Source organism: Pseudomonas onubensis (genome assembly GCF_965653655.1).
In the GTDB taxonomy this organism is placed as follows: Bacteria; Pseudomonadota; Gammaproteobacteria; order Pseudomonadales; family Pseudomonadaceae; genus Aquipseudomonas.
Map to the genome: position 1 here is coordinate 1 of NZ_CBFHAZ010000136.1, position 14,030 is coordinate 14,030.

16 protein-coding genes, 1 tRNA gene and 1 pseudogene are annotated in these 14,030 nt (G+C 59.0%); 13 read left to right on the forward strand and 5 right to left on the reverse strand.

All coding sequences use genetic code 11. The features are described from left to right. Positions 1 to 111: 111 nt before the first annotated feature. The 13 genes from ruvC to ACTD9P_RS27285 all read left to right on the forward strand — a co-directional run bounded on the left by ruvC (position 112) and on the right by ACTD9P_RS27285 (position 9,542). Positions 112 to 636, forward strand: coding sequence for a crossover junction endodeoxyribonuclease RuvC (ruvC, locus tag ACTD9P_RS27225; protein WP_032862494.1), 525 nt, complete (start codon positions 112 to 114; stop codon positions 634 to 636). Between the two features lie 67 nt (positions 637 to 703). Then, on the forward strand, positions 704 to 1,315 hold the full coding sequence (ruvA, locus tag ACTD9P_RS27230) for a Holliday junction branch migration protein RuvA (RefSeq protein ID WP_056858571.1): 612 nt from the start codon (positions 704 to 706) through the stop codon (positions 1,313 to 1,315). Then, on the forward strand, positions 1,316 to 2,374 hold the full coding sequence (gene ruvB, locus ACTD9P_RS27235) for a Holliday junction branch migration DNA helicase RuvB (protein ID WP_017139814.1): 1,059 nt from the start codon (positions 1,316 to 1,318) through the stop codon (positions 2,372 to 2,374). A 139-nt stretch (positions 2,375 to 2,513) separates the two neighbouring features. Continuing rightward, positions 2,514 to 2,969, forward strand: coding sequence for a tol-pal system-associated acyl-CoA thioesterase (ybgC, locus tag ACTD9P_RS27240; protein WP_015885610.1), 456 nt, complete (start codon positions 2,514 to 2,516; stop codon positions 2,967 to 2,969). A gap of 1 nt (position 2,970) precedes the next feature. Then, positions 2,971 to 3,666, forward strand: a complete 696-nt coding sequence (gene tolQ / locus ACTD9P_RS27245; RefSeq protein ID WP_438870093.1) for a protein TolQ — start codon at positions 2,971 to 2,973, stop codon at positions 3,664 to 3,666. Between the two features lie 23 nt (positions 3,667 to 3,689). Next, the gene (tolR, locus tag ACTD9P_RS27250; protein ID WP_161630238.1) at positions 3,690 to 4,142 is read left to right on the forward strand and encodes a protein TolR; all 453 of its coding nucleotides are present in this window, start codon (positions 3,690 to 3,692) and stop codon (positions 4,140 to 4,142) included. Further along, positions 4,142 to 5,215 (forward strand): cell envelope integrity protein TolA, encoded by a 1,074-nt coding sequence (gene tolA / locus ACTD9P_RS27255; protein ID WP_219265914.1) that lies wholly within the window; start codon positions 4,142 to 4,144, stop codon positions 5,213 to 5,215. The genes tolR and tolA overlap by 1 nt, the downstream gene beginning before the upstream one ends. Positions 5,216 to 5,232: 17 nt before the next feature. Next, entirely contained in the window at positions 5,233 to 6,513 is a 1,281-nt protein-coding gene (gene tolB / locus ACTD9P_RS27260; RefSeq protein WP_032865998.1) for a Tol-Pal system beta propeller repeat protein TolB, read from the forward strand. Positions 6,514 to 6,568: 55 nt separating this feature from the next. After that, the gene (gene pal / locus ACTD9P_RS27265; protein ID WP_003193861.1) at positions 6,569 to 7,069 is read left to right on the forward strand and encodes a peptidoglycan-associated lipoprotein Pal; all 501 of its coding nucleotides are present in this window, start codon (positions 6,569 to 6,571) and stop codon (positions 7,067 to 7,069) included. Positions 7,070 to 7,075: 6 nt separating this feature from the next. Then, entirely contained in the window at positions 7,076 to 7,912 is an 837-nt protein-coding gene (ybgF, locus tag ACTD9P_RS27270; RefSeq protein ID WP_110621437.1) for a tol-pal system protein YbgF, read from the forward strand. Positions 7,913 to 8,076: 164 nt separating this feature from the next. Beyond that, the gene (gene queE, locus ACTD9P_RS27275) at positions 8,077 to 8,724 is read left to right on the forward strand and encodes a 7-carboxy-7-deazaguanine synthase QueE (RefSeq protein ID WP_438870094.1); all 648 of its coding nucleotides are present in this window, start codon (positions 8,077 to 8,079) and stop codon (positions 8,722 to 8,724) included. Position 8,725: 1 nt separating this feature from the next. After that, positions 8,726 to 9,403, forward strand: coding sequence for a 7-cyano-7-deazaguanine synthase QueC (queC, locus tag ACTD9P_RS27280; RefSeq protein WP_438870095.1), 678 nt, complete (start codon positions 8,726 to 8,728; stop codon positions 9,401 to 9,403). Positions 9,404 to 9,466: 63 nt separating this feature from the next. After that, positions 9,467 to 9,542 (forward strand) — tRNA-Lys (locus ACTD9P_RS27285). Positions 9,543 to 9,659: 117 nt separating this feature from the next. Here the strand turns inward: ACTD9P_RS27285 and pstB are convergent. The 5 genes and pseudogenes from pstB to ACTD9P_RS27310 all read right to left on the reverse strand — a co-directional run. Further along, entirely contained in the window at positions 9,660 to 10,439 is a 780-nt protein-coding gene (pstB, locus tag ACTD9P_RS27290) for a phosphate ABC transporter ATP-binding protein PstB (protein ID WP_438870096.1), read from the reverse strand. Next, positions 10,439 to 11,311 carry a phosphate ABC transporter permease PstA gene (pstA, locus tag ACTD9P_RS27295; RefSeq protein WP_219265850.1) on the reverse strand — a complete coding sequence of 291 codons (873 nt, stop codon included), beginning with the start codon at positions 11,309 to 11,311 and terminating at the stop codon, positions 10,439 to 10,441. The genes pstB and pstA overlap by 1 nt, the downstream gene beginning before the upstream one ends. Further along, entirely contained in the window at positions 11,308 to 12,303 is a 996-nt protein-coding gene (pstC, locus tag ACTD9P_RS27300; RefSeq protein ID WP_438870097.1) for a phosphate ABC transporter permease subunit PstC, read from the reverse strand. The genes pstA and pstC overlap by 4 nt, the downstream gene beginning before the upstream one ends. 55 nt (positions 12,304 to 12,358) lie before the next feature. Then, the gene (pstS, locus tag ACTD9P_RS27305; protein ID WP_438870098.1) at positions 12,359 to 13,375 is read right to left on the reverse strand and encodes a phosphate ABC transporter substrate-binding protein PstS; all 1,017 of its coding nucleotides are present in this window, start codon (positions 13,373 to 13,375) and stop codon (positions 12,359 to 12,361) included. 172 nt (positions 13,376 to 13,547) lie between these two features. Beyond that, positions 13,548 to 13,805 (reverse strand): annotated as a pseudogene (locus tag ACTD9P_RS27310) (hypothetical protein); the annotation flags it as partial. Positions 13,806 to 14,030 lie beyond the last annotated feature (225 nt).

A 14,030-nucleotide genomic window follows, 5' to 3' on the forward strand; every position in this document is an offset into this window, starting at 1 on the left:
GTGTTTCAGTCAACTCATATACTGACTGACAGATCGCTTTCGCGAGCAAGCCCGCTCCCACATTGGATCTTCTCTGTATAAGAAAATGTGTTTACCCAACCCGCAGGCGTTATGACTTTAATCCTTGGTATCGACCCCGGTTCGCGCATCACCGGTTTTGGTGTGGTGCAGCACACCCCGCGTGGCTGCATCTACGTCGCCTCGGGCTGCATCCGCACCGGCGCGGGCGAGTTGGCCGAGCGCCTGCAGATTGTGTATCGCGGCGTGCGTGAAGTGATCCAGACCTACGGGCCGGTCACCATGGGCATCGAAAAGGTCTTTATGGCCAAAAACGCCGATTCTGCCTTAAAGCTCGGCCAGGCCCGTGGCGCTGCTATTGTGGCCGGTGCGGAGGAGGGCATGGAAATCGCCGAATACACCGCGACCCAGGTCAAACAGGCCGTGGTCGGCACCGGCGCGGCGAATAAAGAACAGGTGCAGATGATGGTCATGCACATGCTCAAGCTCACCTCAAAGCCGCAAATCGACGCCTCCGACGCCCTGGCCATTGCCATTTGCCATGCGCATACGCGTTCCAGCCTCTTGCCACATGGCTTGGGCACCGCACGCAGTCGTGGCGGGCGGCTGCGTCTCTGATAGCATCAGCGCAATCGTAATTTCCGGTCAGGCCGTGTTCTGACCCCAAGCTTTAAGGAACTGAACCGTGATTGGACGCTTGCGCGGCACCCTGGCTGAGAAACAGCCGCCGCACCTGATTCTGGATGTAAATGGGTTGGGGTATGAGCTGGAAGTGCCCATGACCACTCTGTATCGCCTGCCGTCGATTGGCGAGCCGATCACCCTGCACACGCATTTGGTGGTGCGCGAAGACGCGCAATTGCTCTATGGTTTCATTGGCAAGCGCGACCGCGACTTCTTCCGTGAGCTGATTCGCCTCAATGGCGTAGGGCCAAAGCTGGCGCTGGCGTTGATGTCGAGCCTGGAAGTGGACGAGCTGGTGCGCGCAGTGTCGGCCCAGGACACGTCAGCGTTGACCAAGGTGCCCGGTGTCGGCAAAAAAACCGCCGAGCGCCTGCTGGTCGAACTCAAGGACCGTTTCAAGGCCTGGGAAGTGGTGCCGAACATGTTTGCCCTGGTACCGAACCAGCCGGACATGCCGGCCGGCCAGGTCGCCAGTGCCGAAAGCGATGCCGTCAGCGCGCTGATTTCCCTGGGCTACAAACCCCAGGAGGCGAGCAAAGCCGTATCGGCCATCAAGGACAAGAACCTGAGCAGCGAAGACATGATCCGCCGAGCCCTGAAGGGAATGATTTAAGTGATTGAAGCTGATCGTCTGATCGCGGCCACCGGCCCGCGCGACCGAGAAGAAGTCCAGGACCGCGCCATTCGCCCCGTCAGCCTTGCCGACTATATCGGCCAGCCGACCGTGCGCGAGCAGATGGAGTTGTTTATCCAGGCGGCGCGCGGGCGCAACGAGTCCCTCGACCATACGCTGATCTTCGGCCCGCCGGGCCTGGGCAAGACCACCCTGGCGATGATCATCGCCCAGGAGATGGGCGTGTCGATCAAGTCCACCTCCGGGCCGGTACTGGAGCGTCCGGGCGACCTGGCCGCGCTGCTGACCAACCTTGAGCCGCACGACGTGCTGTTTATCGACGAGATTCACCGGCTGTCGCCGATCGTCGAGGAAGTGCTGTACCCGGCCATGGAAGACTTTCAGCTCGACATCATGATCGGCGAAGGCCCGGCGGCTCGCTCGATCAAGCTCGACCTGCCGCCGTTCACGCTGGTCGGCGCCACCACGCGCGCCGGGATGTTGACCAACCCGCTGCGAGACCGTTTCGGCATTGTTCAACGTCTAGAGTTCTATAGCACGGCGGATCTTGCGACGATTGTCAGCCGTTCGGCGGGCATTCTGGGGTTGCCGCTGGACCCGGAAGGTGCGTTCGAAATCGCCCGCCGCGCCCGTGGCACGCCGCGTATCGCCAACCGCTTGCTGCGTCGTGTGCGCGATTTTGCCGAGGTGCGGGCCAAGGGGCATATCACCAAGGCCGTGGCGGATTTGGCCTTGAACCTGCTGGATGTGGATGAGCATGGCTTCGACCACCAGGATCGACGTCTACTCTTGACCATGATCGAGAAGTTCGACGGTGGCCCGGTGGGTGTGGACAGCCTGGCCGCGGCGATCAGTGAGGAGCGCCATACCATTGAGGATGTGCTGGAGCCGTACCTGATCCAACAAGGTTACATCATGCGTACGCCAAGGGGCCGCGTGGTCACGCGCCACGCGTATTTGCACTTCGGGTTAAACATTCCGTCACGATTGGGCGAGATGCCTGTAGTAGACGAATTCCTCGATGCAGTGGACGATTAATAACTCCACGCCAGACGATTTATCTGAAGTTTGTGCTGTCCTAGTGGCTGGTGTCGTCATTCAGTCGTTAGAAATGCTGAATAGAATGCAAAAACAGTTGCCCAGCCGGATTGGCAACCTGAGGAGTAAGCACTAGAGTATGCGCGCGCAAAACGGGGATCAGTCGTTCGCACATCGCTGTCGCGTTTATTACGAGGACACCGATGCCGGCGGCATCGTTTATTACGTCAACTACCTCAAGTTCATGGAGCGGGCTCGAACCGAGCGGCTACGGGAGCTGGGCTTTGCCCAATCCCAGCTGGCAGGGGAGGACCTGTTATTCGTCGTGCATTCCAGCGAGGCGCGCTACCACGCACCGGCGCGACTGGACGACGAATTGCTGGTCAGCGCTGAAGTTATCGAATTGAACCGTGTCAGCCTGCGCTTTAAACAGCAGGTCAGGCGGGCAACGGATGCAACGCTGCTCTGTGAGGGGCAGTTCCTGGTGGCCTGTGTGCGCACCAATAGTTTGAAACCCCGGGCCATTCCCGAAGCTCTACGTGCGGCCTTTGCCGACGTAAGCGGCGCGGGTAAACAATCAAAGCAGGAGATTTAGCGTGGAACCTACCGTCGTCGACCATTCCTCCATGTGGAGCCTGGTCAGCAATGCCAGTGTTGTGGTTCAACTGGTGATGCTGGTCCTGGTAGCCGCATCGGTTACCTCTTGGGTCATGATTTTTCAGCGCAGCAACCTGCTGCGTGCCGGTCGACGTGCCCTGGAGAGCTTCGAGGAGCGCTTCTGGTCGGGTATCGACCTGTCCAAGCTGTACCGTCAGGCCGGTAGCAACCCGGACCCGGATTCGGGCGTAGAGCAGATCTTCCGCGCCGGCTTCAAGGAATTCTCGCGCCTGCGCCAGCAACCGGGCGTTGACCCGGAAGCGGTCATGGAAGGTGTGGCCCGTGCCATGCGCGTTGCCATCTCCCGCGAAGAAGAAAAGCTTGAGCAAAGCTTGCCGTTCCTCGCCACTGTAGGCTCCGTGAGCCCGTACATCGGCCTGTTCGGTACCGTATGGGGCATCATGAACTCCTTCCGTGGCCTGGCCCAGGCGCAACAAGCGACCCTGGCCACCGTGGCCCCGGGTATCGCCGAGGCCTTGATCGCCACTGCGATCGGCCTGTTCGCCGCTATTCCCGCAGTAATTGCTTACAACCGTTTTGCCGCCCGTGGCGAAACCTTGATCAGCCGTTACTTCACCTTCGCCGATGAATTCCAGGCGATCCTGCACCGTAAAGTGCACACCAGCGAAGAATAAGCAGGTAATTTCCAATGGCTTTAATCGCTCGAGCTCGCAAAAAGCGCAAGCCGGTCGCCGAGATGAACGTAGTGCCTTACATCGACGTGATGCTGGTGCTGCTGGTTATCTTCATGGTGACCGCGCCGATGCTCAATCAGGGCGTGAAGGTTGATCTGCCCAAGGTTTCCAGCGAAGCCTTGCCGCAAGACAACAACACTCAGGTCCTGACCATTTCGATCAAGGCTGACAAGACCTATTACTGGAACCTTGGCAGCGAAGTCGACACCCAGAAACAGCAGGACAAGGCCATGACCTTGCCGCAGATGACGGACGCCGTGACCAAGATCATCCGGTCCGGCAACGAAGGCGGCAAGCACACGCAGGTGTTCATTCGCGGCGACAAAGTGGTCGACTATGGCTCCGTCATGGGCGCCATGGGCGGGCTGCAGAAGGCCGGCGTGGGTAACGTTGGCTTGATTACCGAGGCGCCCTGATGCAGCAACAGCGAGAGCCGTCCGCCTCGGAAAGCTACTTCTGGCCTAGCGTCTGGGCAATTGCCCTGCACGTCCTGGTGTTTGGCATGCTGTTCGTCAGCTTTGCCATGACCCCGGACCTGCCGCCAGCCAAGCCGATCGTGCAGGCGACCCTGTATCAGCTGAAATCGAAAAGTCAGGCCACCACCCAGACCAATCAGAAGATTGCGGGTGAGGCCCAGAAGTCGGCTGCGCGCCAGACTGAAGTCGAGCAGATGGAACAGAAGAAGGTCGAGCAGGAAGCGGTGAAGGCTGCTGCGGAACAAAAGAAAGAAGAGGCGGCTCAAAAGGCCGAGGAATCGAAAAAGGCTGACGAAGCCAAGAAAGCTGACGAGGCCAAAAAGGCTGATGAAGCCAAGAAAGCCGACAAAGCTGCCGAAGCTAAAAAGGCTGAAGAGAAACAATTGGCTGATATAGCCAAGAAGAAGTCTGAAGAAGAAGCCAAAAAAGCTGCCGAAGAAGAGGCCAAGAAAAAGGCCGCTGAGGAAGCCAAGAAGAAAATAGTCGAAGACGCGAAGAAGAAAGCCGCCGAAGACGCCAAGAAAAAAGCTGAAGCAGACGAGGCGAAGAAGAAAGTCGCCGACGACGCGAAGAAGAAAGCTGCCGCCGACGCCAGCAAGAAAAAGGCCCAGGAAGCAGCGCGTAAATCCGCCGAAGAGAAAAAGGCCCAGGCCTTGGCAGATTTGCTCTCCGACACGCCGCAGCGTCAGCAAGCCTTGGCCGATGAGCGTGGCGATGAAGTCGCGGGCAGTTTCGACGACCTGATTCGGGCGCGGGCAGCGGAAGGTTGGACACGTCCACCTTCGGCACGCAAAGGCATGACAGTAGTGCTGCAGATCGGCATGTTGCCGGACGGTACGGTGACTTCGGTCAGCGTTTCCAAGTCCAGTGGTGACGGTTCGTTCGACAGTTCGGCGGTTGCCGCGGTCAAGAATATTGGCCGGTTGACCGAGATGCAGGGAATGAAACCAAGCGACTTCGCTCCCTATCGTTCATTCAAGATGACATTCACACCTGAGGATCTAGCCTTGTGAGAAACCTTCTTCGAGGAATGCTTGTCGTTATTTGCTGTATGGCAGGGATAGCGGCGGCGGATGAAAAGAACATCCTGGTCACCAGCGGTAGCGATCGGGCCACCCCGATCGCAGTAGTACCGTTTGGCTGGCAGGGCGGCAGCGTGCTGCCGGATGACATGGCCCAGATCGTCAGCGACGACCTGCGCAACTCCGGCTACTACGCGCCGATTCCGAAAGGCAACATGATCAGCCAGCCAACCCAGGCCAGCGAAGTCATCTTCCGTGACTGGAAAGCCGTAGGCGCCCAGTACCTGATGGTCGGCAGCATTACGCCGGCCGGCGGTCGCCTGCAAATCCAGTACACGTTGTTCAACGTGGCCACCGAGCAGCAGGTCCTGACCGGCAGCGTATCGGGTACCGCCGAACAACTGCGGGACATGGCGCACTACATCTCGGACCAGTCGTTTGAAAAACTCACCGGTATTAAAGGTGCGTTCTCGACACGTCTGCTTTATGTAACGGCTGAGCGTTTCTCCGTAGACAACACGCGTTACACCTTGCAGCGTTCGGACTACGACGGTGCTCGCGCCGTGACCTTGCTGCAATCGCGTGAGCCAATCCTGTCGCCGCGTTTTGCGCCGGACGGCAAGCGTATTGCCTATGTGTCATTCGAACAGCGCCGCCCGCGCATTTTCGTGCAGCACATCGACACCGGTCGTCGTGAGCAGATCACCAACTTTGAAGGCCTCAACGGTGCACCAGCCTGGTCGCCGGATGGCTCGCGCCTGGCGTTCGTGCTGTCCAAGGACGGCAACCCGGACATCTACGTGATGAACATGGCTTCACGCCAGATCAGCCGTGTAACCAGTGGCCCGGGTATCAACACCGAACCGTTCTGGGGTAAGGATGGTTCGACCATTTACTTCACCTCCGATCGCGGCGGCAAGCCTCAAATCTACAAAACAAGCGTAGGTGGCGGTGGCGCAGAACGCGTGACCTTTATTGGTAACTACAATGCCAATCCTAAGCTTTCGGCCGATGAAAAGACGTTGGTGATGATTCACCGTCAGGATGGTTTCACTAATTTCCGGGTTGCGGCCCAGGATTTGCAGCGTGGAACGGTAAAAATCCTCACAGATACCAACCTTGATGAGTCAGCCACTGTTGCGCCCAACGGCACCATGGTAATCTACGCCACCCGCCAGCAGGGCCGGGGAGTCTTGATGCTCGTGTCCATTAATGGACGCGTAAGGCTCCCGCTTCCTACCGCACAAGGCGAAGTCAGAGAACCATCCTGGTCCCCTTACCTGAACTGACGCGGCGCTACAAAAAGAATTGCTTAACACACTGGGGTTCATTAGGAGTTTCACGATGGAAATGCTGAAGTTTGGTAAGTTTGCTGCTCTGGCTCTGGCTCTGTCCGTAGCCGTTGGTTGCTCGTCTAAAGGCGGCGACAACGCCGGTGAAGGCGCAGCTGTTGATCCAAACGCTGGTTACGGCGCTAACACTGGTGCAGTTGACGGCTCCCTGAGCGAAGAAGCTGCTCTGCGCGCTATCACCACTTTCTACTTCGAATACGACAGTTCTGACCTGAAGCCAGAAGCCATGCGCGCTCTGGACGTTCACGCGAAGGACCTGAAAGCTAACGGCGCTCGCGTTGTTCTGGAAGGTAACACTGACGCCCGTGGTACTCGTGAGTACAACATGGCACTGGGCGAGCGTCGTGCGAAAGCCGTCCAACGCTACCTGGTACTGCAAGGTGTTGCTCCAGGCCAACTGGAACTGGTTTCCTACGGTAAAGAGCGTCCAGTTGCAACTGGCAACGACGAACAGTCGTGGGCTCAAAACCGTCGCGTCGAACTGCGTAAGTAATTCGTCATGCGAACGTGCCGTCGTGCTCTAACTGTATTGGCTCTCAGCCTCGCACCGCTTGCGGTGTGGGCTGCGGTTCCTGTGGAAGATAGCAACTCTGGCTATAACAATAGCGGGAGCAGTTATCCGCCAGCGGGTTATGGCACGAACGGCGCCTATGCTGGGGGGCCGGCAACTGCCGCTCCCTCGGCACAGGGCGAACTGTTCAACCAGCTGCAACGTATGCAGGATCAATTGTCGCAGCAACAAGGCACCATTGAGATCTTGCAGAACCAAGTGAACCAGCTGAAGCAAGAAGGCCTGGAGCGTTACCAGGATCTTGATCGACGCATTGGAGCCGGCGTAACACCTGCCGCAACTCCTGATAATTCTTCTGCCGGTGGTGCGCCAAGCGCCGCCGCCGGTGGTGCAGCAGCAGGCGCAGCGGCGGCCAGCCAAGCGCCTGCCGCCAGCAGCGAACCGGGTGATCCGGCCAAGGAGAAGCTGTATTACGATGCAGCTTTCGACCTGATCAAAGCCAAGGACTTCGATAAGGCCAGCCAGGCCTTTACCGCATTCCTGCGCAAATACCCTAACAGCCAATACGCGGGCAATGCCCAGTACTGGTTGGGTGAGGTGAACCTGGCCAAGGGTGATTTGCAAGCGGCAGGCCAGGCATTTGCCAAGGTCAGCCAGCTGTACCCAAAGCATGCCAAGGTGCCTGACTCGCTGTATAAACTGGCTGATGTAGAACGCCGCCTGGGTCACACCGACAAGGTCAAAGGCATTCTGCAACAGGTGGTCGCCCAATATCCGGGTACCTCCGCAGCCCAGTTGGCCCAGCGGGATCTGCAGCGGTTGTAAGCGATGCAGCCCGTTTAGAAGAAACCCGCGCCTGGCGCGGGTTTTTTCGTTAGAATCCACGCCCTTTTATGAAACACGCTTTTTGGGGCCTACGCGTTGGCGGGGTTCCTTGAAGTGCCTGACGGAGGCGGACAGCCTGTTTAGCTGTTACGCCCGTGGCGACTATGCAAGACACATTACGTATTACCGAAGTTTTTTACTCGTTACAGGGTGAAACGCGCACCGCTGGCCTGCCTACCGTATTTGTACGGCTGACCGGCTGCCCTTTGCGTTGCCAATACTGTGACAGCGCCTACGCCTTCAGCGGCGGTACCGTGCGCACCCTCGACGACATCATCGAACAGGTTGCCGGCTTCAAGCCGCGTTACGTCTGTGTGACCGGTGGTGAGCCCCTCGCCCAGCCCAATGCCATTGCGTTGCTCAAGCGCCTGTGTGACGCTGGCTACGAGGTGTCACTGGAAACCAGCGGCGCCCTGGACATTTCCGCGGTCGACGCGCGGGTGAGCCGGGTGGTTGACCTCAAGACCCCAGGTTCCAAGGAAGCGCACCGCAACCTCTACGACAACATGGACTTGCTGACGGCCAACGATCAGGTCAAGTTCGTGATCTGTTCGCGCGACGACTATGACTGGGCGGCCTCCAAGCTGATCCAGTACAACCTCGACCGCCGCGCCGGCGAGGTGCTGTTCTCGCCGAGCCACCATGACCTCAATGCCCGCGACCTGGCCGATTGGGTGGTGGCGGACAACCTGCCGGTGCGCTTGCAATTGCAGTTGCACAAATACCTGTGGAACGACGAGCCGGGGCGCTGACATGACCGAACAAAAGCGCGCGGTCATCCTGCTCTCCGGCGGTCTCGATTCCGCCACGCTGGTGGCCATGGTGCGTGCCCAGGGATACAGCTGCTACACCGTAAGCTTCGACTACGGCCAACGCCACCGCGCCGAGCTGCATGCCGCCGAGCGTGTCGCCCTTGAGCTGGGCGTGGTCGAGCACAAAGTGATCGGCCTCAACCTCAATGGCATCGGCGGCTCGGCCTTGACGGACAGCAGCATCGATGTACCTGAAGCGCCCAGCGAAGGTATTCCGCTCACCTACGTGCCGGCGCGCAACACCGTATTCCTGTCCCTCGCGCTTGGCTGGGCCGAAGTACTGAAGGCCCGCGACATCTTCATCGGGGTCAATGCTCTCGACTACAACGGCTACCCGGACTGCCGCCCGGAATACGTCGAGGCATTTGAGCGTATGGCCAACCTGGCAACCAGGGCCGGTGTAGAAGGGCAGGGCTTTCGCATTCAGGCGCCGCTGCAGAACATGAGCAAGGCAGACATCGTGAAGGCTGGCGTAGGACTTGGCGTCGATTACGCGCTGACAGTTTCCTGCTACCAGGCAGACAATTCTGGCGGTGCCTGTGGGAAGTGTGACGCTTGCAGACTGCGAGCAGAAGGCTTCAAAAACGCCGCAATTGCGGACCCAACGCGTTATTTCTGATTTATTTAAAATAAGGTGTTGAATAATCCTTAGAAATCAGTATTATACGCGCCACCACACAGCGGGTCGTTAGCTCAGTTGGTAGAGCAGTTGGCTTTTAACCAATTGGTCGTAGGTTCGAATCCCACACGACCCACCATTTTTGGCGGTTTAGAAAATCCGGAAGGCCCACGCAAGTGAGGATTTCCGGGTTTTTTTTGCCTGCAATTTGGCGCTGATAAAAAGCCGCCTCCAAGAGACGGCTCCTTGCGCGGCCTCAGCCAAACCGCCCGGTAATATAGTCCTCCGTCTGCTTCATCTTCGGTGTGGTAAAGATCTGATCGGTCTTGCCATGCTCAATCAATTCGCCCATGAACATAAACGCGGTGCTGTCCGACACCCGCGCGGCCTGCTGCATGTTGTGGGTCACGATGATCACCGTGTACTGCGCCTTCAATTCCGTAATCAACTGCTCGATACGCCCGGTGGAAATCGGGTCGAGGGCGGAGGTCGGTTCGTCCAGCAGCAACACTTGCGGGCGCAGCGCGATGGTGCGGGCGATGCACAGCCGTTGCTGCTGGCCGCCGGAGAGGCTTTGGGCGCTTTGGTTGAGTTTGTCTTTGACTTCATCCCACAGCGCACCGCCACGCAGGGCTTGTTCGACGCGGTCGTTCATTTCGCGGCGCGAGAGTTTTTCGTGGTGGCGCACCGCATAGGCGATGTTGTCGTAGATCGACATCGGAAACGGCACCGGCTTCTGGAACACCATGCCCACGTGGCTGCGCAGGCGGTTCATCGAGTAGCCGAGGGCGAGGATGTTTTCGCCGTTGAGCAGCACTTCGCCGCGCGCCTCCTGCTTGGGGTACATCGAGTAGATGCGGTTGAACACCCGCAGCATGGTGGACTTGCCGCAGCCGGAGGGGCCGATGATGGCGGTGATGCGCTTTTCCGGGATGTCCATGTTGATGGATTTGAGCGAGCGTTGGTTGTTGTAGAAGAACTCCAACCCACGCACCTGGATTTTGGTTTTGTCGGGAGCGATGCCAGTGGCGTCCATCAGTGAGACCTATTGCGTAAAAGAATCAGGCGGGATGCCAGGCTGAGTACCAGCACGAACAACGTCAGCACCAGTGCACCGGCCCAGGCGAGTGCATGCCAGTCGTCGAACGGGCTCATGGCGTACTGGAAAATAACCACGGGCACGCTGGCGATCGGCTTGAGCAGGTTGCTGCTCCAGAACTGATTGCCGAAGGCGGTGAACAGCAGCGGCGCGGTTTCCCCGGTGATACGCGCCAGGGCGAGCAGGATGCCGGTGACCACGCCGGCCTTGGCCGCCCGCAGCACGATCTGCAGCGTCAGCTTCCACTGCGGCACGCCGAGTGCCAGGGCCGCCTCGCGCATGGTGGACGGTTGCAGCTGGAGCATTTCATCGGTGGTACGCACCACCACCGGAATCACCAGCAGCGCCAGCGCCAGCGCACCGGCGATGGCAGAGAAGCCGACCTGATGATTGGTCAGCAGGTTCAGCGGCAGGATGACCCCGGTGTAAATGAACAAGCCCAGCACAATCGAGGGCGCCGACAGCAGGATGTCATTGATGAAACGCACCGTAGTCCCCAGGCGCGAGTGGCGTGCGAATTCTGCCAGCCAAATGCCGGCCATCAGCCCGATGGGCGTACCGATCACCAGCGCGATAGCCGACATCAACGCGCTGCCATAAAACGCGTTGGCCAGGCCGCCTTCGGTGCCGGGTGGTGGCGTCATCTGGGTAAACAGGCGCAGGTTCAGAGCCTGGAAGCCGTTGATGATGGTGGTCAGCAGAATCCACGTCAGCCACAGCAGGCCAAAGGCGGTGGCGCCGCAACTGAGGAGCATGGCGACGCCATTTTTAATTGCACGTTTGCGGTACAGGCGTTCGTTGGCGTTCATAGCCCTTCCTTGCGCGACAAGCGCATCAGCAGCAGCCGCGCCAGCGCGAGCACGACGAAGGTCACGATAAACAGCAGGAAGCCCAAGGCGATCAGCGCAGAGCGATGCAGGTCGGTGTAGGCCTCGCTGAACTCGTTGGCGATCACCGAGGCGATGGAGCTGCTGGGCATCAGCAACGAGGCGGAAAACTGTTGCGCGTTACCCAATACAAAGGTCACCGCCATGGTCTCGCCAAGGGCGCGGCCCAAACCGAGGAAGATACCGCCGACCACCGCCGAGCGGGTGTAAGGCAGAACAATGTCCCACACCACTTCCCACGTCGTGCTGCCCAAGGCGTAGGCAGATTCTTTCAACTGCGTGGGCACACTGCGGAACACCTCATGCATCACCGAGGTGATAAACGGCATGATCATCACCGCCAGCACAATCCCGGCGGTGAGCATGCCGATCCCCAGTGGCGGCCCCTGGAACAGCGAGCCCACAAAGGGCAGGGCGCCCAGGTAATCATTAATCAACGGCGACAGGTGCTCGGCCATGAATGGCCCGAACACGAACAGGCCCCACATGCCATAGATGATCGATGGGATACCGGCGAGCAGCTCAATCGCCGAGGCCACCGGCATTTTCAGCCAGGGCGGTGCAACTTCAGTCAGAAAAATCGCGATGCCGAAACTCACCGGGACGGCAATCAGCAAGGCGAGAAAGGAGGTAACCAGGGTGCCGTAGATCGGCACCACGGCACCAAAGTGGTTATTGACGGCATCCCACTCGGTGCTGGTGATGAAACCGAAACCAAATGTCTTGAACGCCAGCCCGCCGCCCCACAGGGTCGAGGCGGCAATGGCGCCCAGCAGCGCCAGTACCAGCATGGCGGCGCCGAACATCGAGCGTTTGAACCACAGGTCGTGGCGTTGATCGCGGGCGGCGCGGCGCTCGCCCCCGGTGTCGCTCGCGTGAGTAGTCATAACCAGGGTGTGGACCGTGTCGTTCATATCAGAGGTGCTCAGCGCCTTCCTCAGTTATCGAGGAAGGCGGTCGTAGGGCGTATCAGTGGGCGAAGTCAGACTTCCAGTAATCTTCGATTCGCGACACCAGGGAGCCCGGCAATGCGACGTAGTCCAGGGCTGCAGCCTGTTCCTGGCCTTTTTCCAGCGACCACTTGAAGAAGCTGAACGCCGCCTGGCTTTGCTCGGCATTCTTGGGCTGCTTGTACATGATGATCCAGGTGGTGGCCGTGATCGGCCATGCAGCTTCACCTGGGGCGTTGGTCATGATCAGGTTGAAGTCTTTGGCACTCGCCCAGTCGGCGGTGTCGGCGGCGGCCTGGAACGCCTTGGCGTTAGGCTCGACGAACTTGCCGGAGGCATTCTTCAGTGAGGCAAAGGTCATTTTGTTCTGCAGCGCGTAGGCGTATTCCACAAAACCGATCGAGTTCTTGATCTGCTTCACGTAGGCCGAAACGCCTTCGTTGCCTTTGCCGCCCACACCGACCGGCCACGGCACGGTGGTGCCGAAACCAATCCTGGTTTTCCAGCTGTCGCTGACTTTGGCCAGGTAGTTGGTGAAGTTGTAGGAGGTGCCGGAGCCGTCGGAGCGGTGCACCACAGTGATGTTCGCGCTTGGCAGCTTCACGCCAGGGTTGAGCGCGGCGATGGCCGGGTCGTTCCAGGCCTTGATGTCACCGAGGAAGATTTTCGCCAGGGTGTCGCCGTCGAGTTTCAACTGGCCTGCGGCCACGCCTTCGACGTTCATCACCGGCACGATGCCGCCGATCACGCTGGGAAACTGACCCAGGCCGCCGGCTTTGAGATCGTCAGCCGACAGTGGTGCGTCGGAAGCGCCGAAGTCAACGGTGGCTGCCTTGATCTGGGCGATGCCGCCGCCGGAACCGATCGACTGATAGTTGATGCGGTTGCTGGAGTTCTTGCTGTAGTCCTGCGACCACTTGGACAGCACCGGGTAGACGAAGCTGGAGCCGGCACCGGTAACGTCGGTGGCGTGGGCCATGCCGCTCAGGCACAGGGCGCTCAACAAAACAGATAGACTTTTTTTAGTCGGCAACATCACGACAACACCTCAAGGGAAGGGGTAAGTGGGTAGGCCCACCTGTCTAAGACGTGACGATTTAATTCCTGATATGTTGCTGTTTAATGACGGTTTGGCTTTATGAAGAAACATTTAGAAATGTTTGCCTGGGTGGCAGCGAGCCTGGCCGCTGCCACCCAAGCGTTGCTACTTAGCTGCCTTTTTGATCAATCCCCGCCTGTAATTCCTGGCTATCACTGTGCCCGCCAACCCGCAGCGGCCCCAGGTTGAAAGCCTGATCCTTACGTGTGGCGTCGTCCTGTTTCTGGGTCAGTTCGTCCTTGGCGCCCAGCGCCAGGTTGACCGGCGATTTCGACAGATTCAGCCCGACATCGGCGCGATAGTCGCTGCCCGCCAACGTGGTTGCCGTCACCTTGGAACCGCCCAACTCGACCTTGCCATCCTTGGCCCAGCGCGGCTAAACCGGCATCCCTGCCGGTTTAGCCCCCAAATCACTGTCGAATTCCGGCCATCGTGTTTGACGGGGCGATTTCAGATCAAGATCACGATCAAAAGCGCAGATCAAAAGACCGCTGACTTCGTCATCGAAAAGGATGTAAGGGCCAGAGCAACAGCAACAGCAACAGCAACAGCAACAGCAACAGCAACAGCAACAGCAACAGCAACAGCAACA

What these genes read in the sequence shown, in the direction of transcription:
- ruvC (WP_032862494.1), top strand. Translation starts at nt 112, where the DNA reads ATGACTTTAATCCTTGGTATCGACCCCGGTTCGCGCATCACCGGTTTT.
- ybgC (WP_015885610.1), top strand. Translation starts at nt 2,514, where the DNA reads ATGCGCGCGCAAAACGGGGATCAGTCGTTCGCACATCGCTGTCGCGTT.
- tolA (WP_219265914.1), top strand. Translation starts at nt 4,142, where the DNA reads ATGCAGCAACAGCGAGAGCCGTCCGCCTCGGAAAGCTACTTCTGGCCT.
- tolB (WP_032865998.1), top strand. Translation starts at nt 5,233, where the DNA reads ATGCTTGTCGTTATTTGCTGTATGGCAGGGATAGCGGCGGCGGATGAA.
- pal (WP_003193861.1), top strand. Translation starts at nt 6,569, where the DNA reads ATGGAAATGCTGAAGTTTGGTAAGTTTGCTGCTCTGGCTCTGGCTCTG.
- ybgF (WP_110621437.1), top strand. Translation starts at nt 7,076, where the DNA reads ATGCGAACGTGCCGTCGTGCTCTAACTGTATTGGCTCTCAGCCTCGCA.
- queE (WP_438870094.1), top strand. Translation starts at nt 8,077, where the DNA reads ATGCAAGACACATTACGTATTACCGAAGTTTTTTACTCGTTACAGGGT.
- queC (WP_438870095.1), top strand. Translation starts at nt 8,726, where the DNA reads ATGACCGAACAAAAGCGCGCGGTCATCCTGCTCTCCGGCGGTCTCGAT.
- pstB (WP_438870096.1), bottom strand. Translation starts at nt 10,439, where the DNA reads ATGGACGCCACTGGCATCGCTCCCGACAAAACCAAAATCCAGGTGCGT.
- pstA (WP_219265850.1), bottom strand. Translation starts at nt 11,311, where the DNA reads ATGAACGCCAACGAACGCCTGTACCGCAAACGTGCAATTAAAAATGGC.
- pstC (WP_438870097.1), bottom strand. Translation starts at nt 12,303, where the DNA reads ATGAACGACACGGTCCACACCCTGGTTATGACTACTCACGCGAGCGAC.
- pstS (WP_438870098.1), bottom strand. Translation starts at nt 13,375, where the DNA reads ATGTTGCCGACTAAAAAAAGTCTATCTGTTTTGTTGAGCGCCCTGTGC.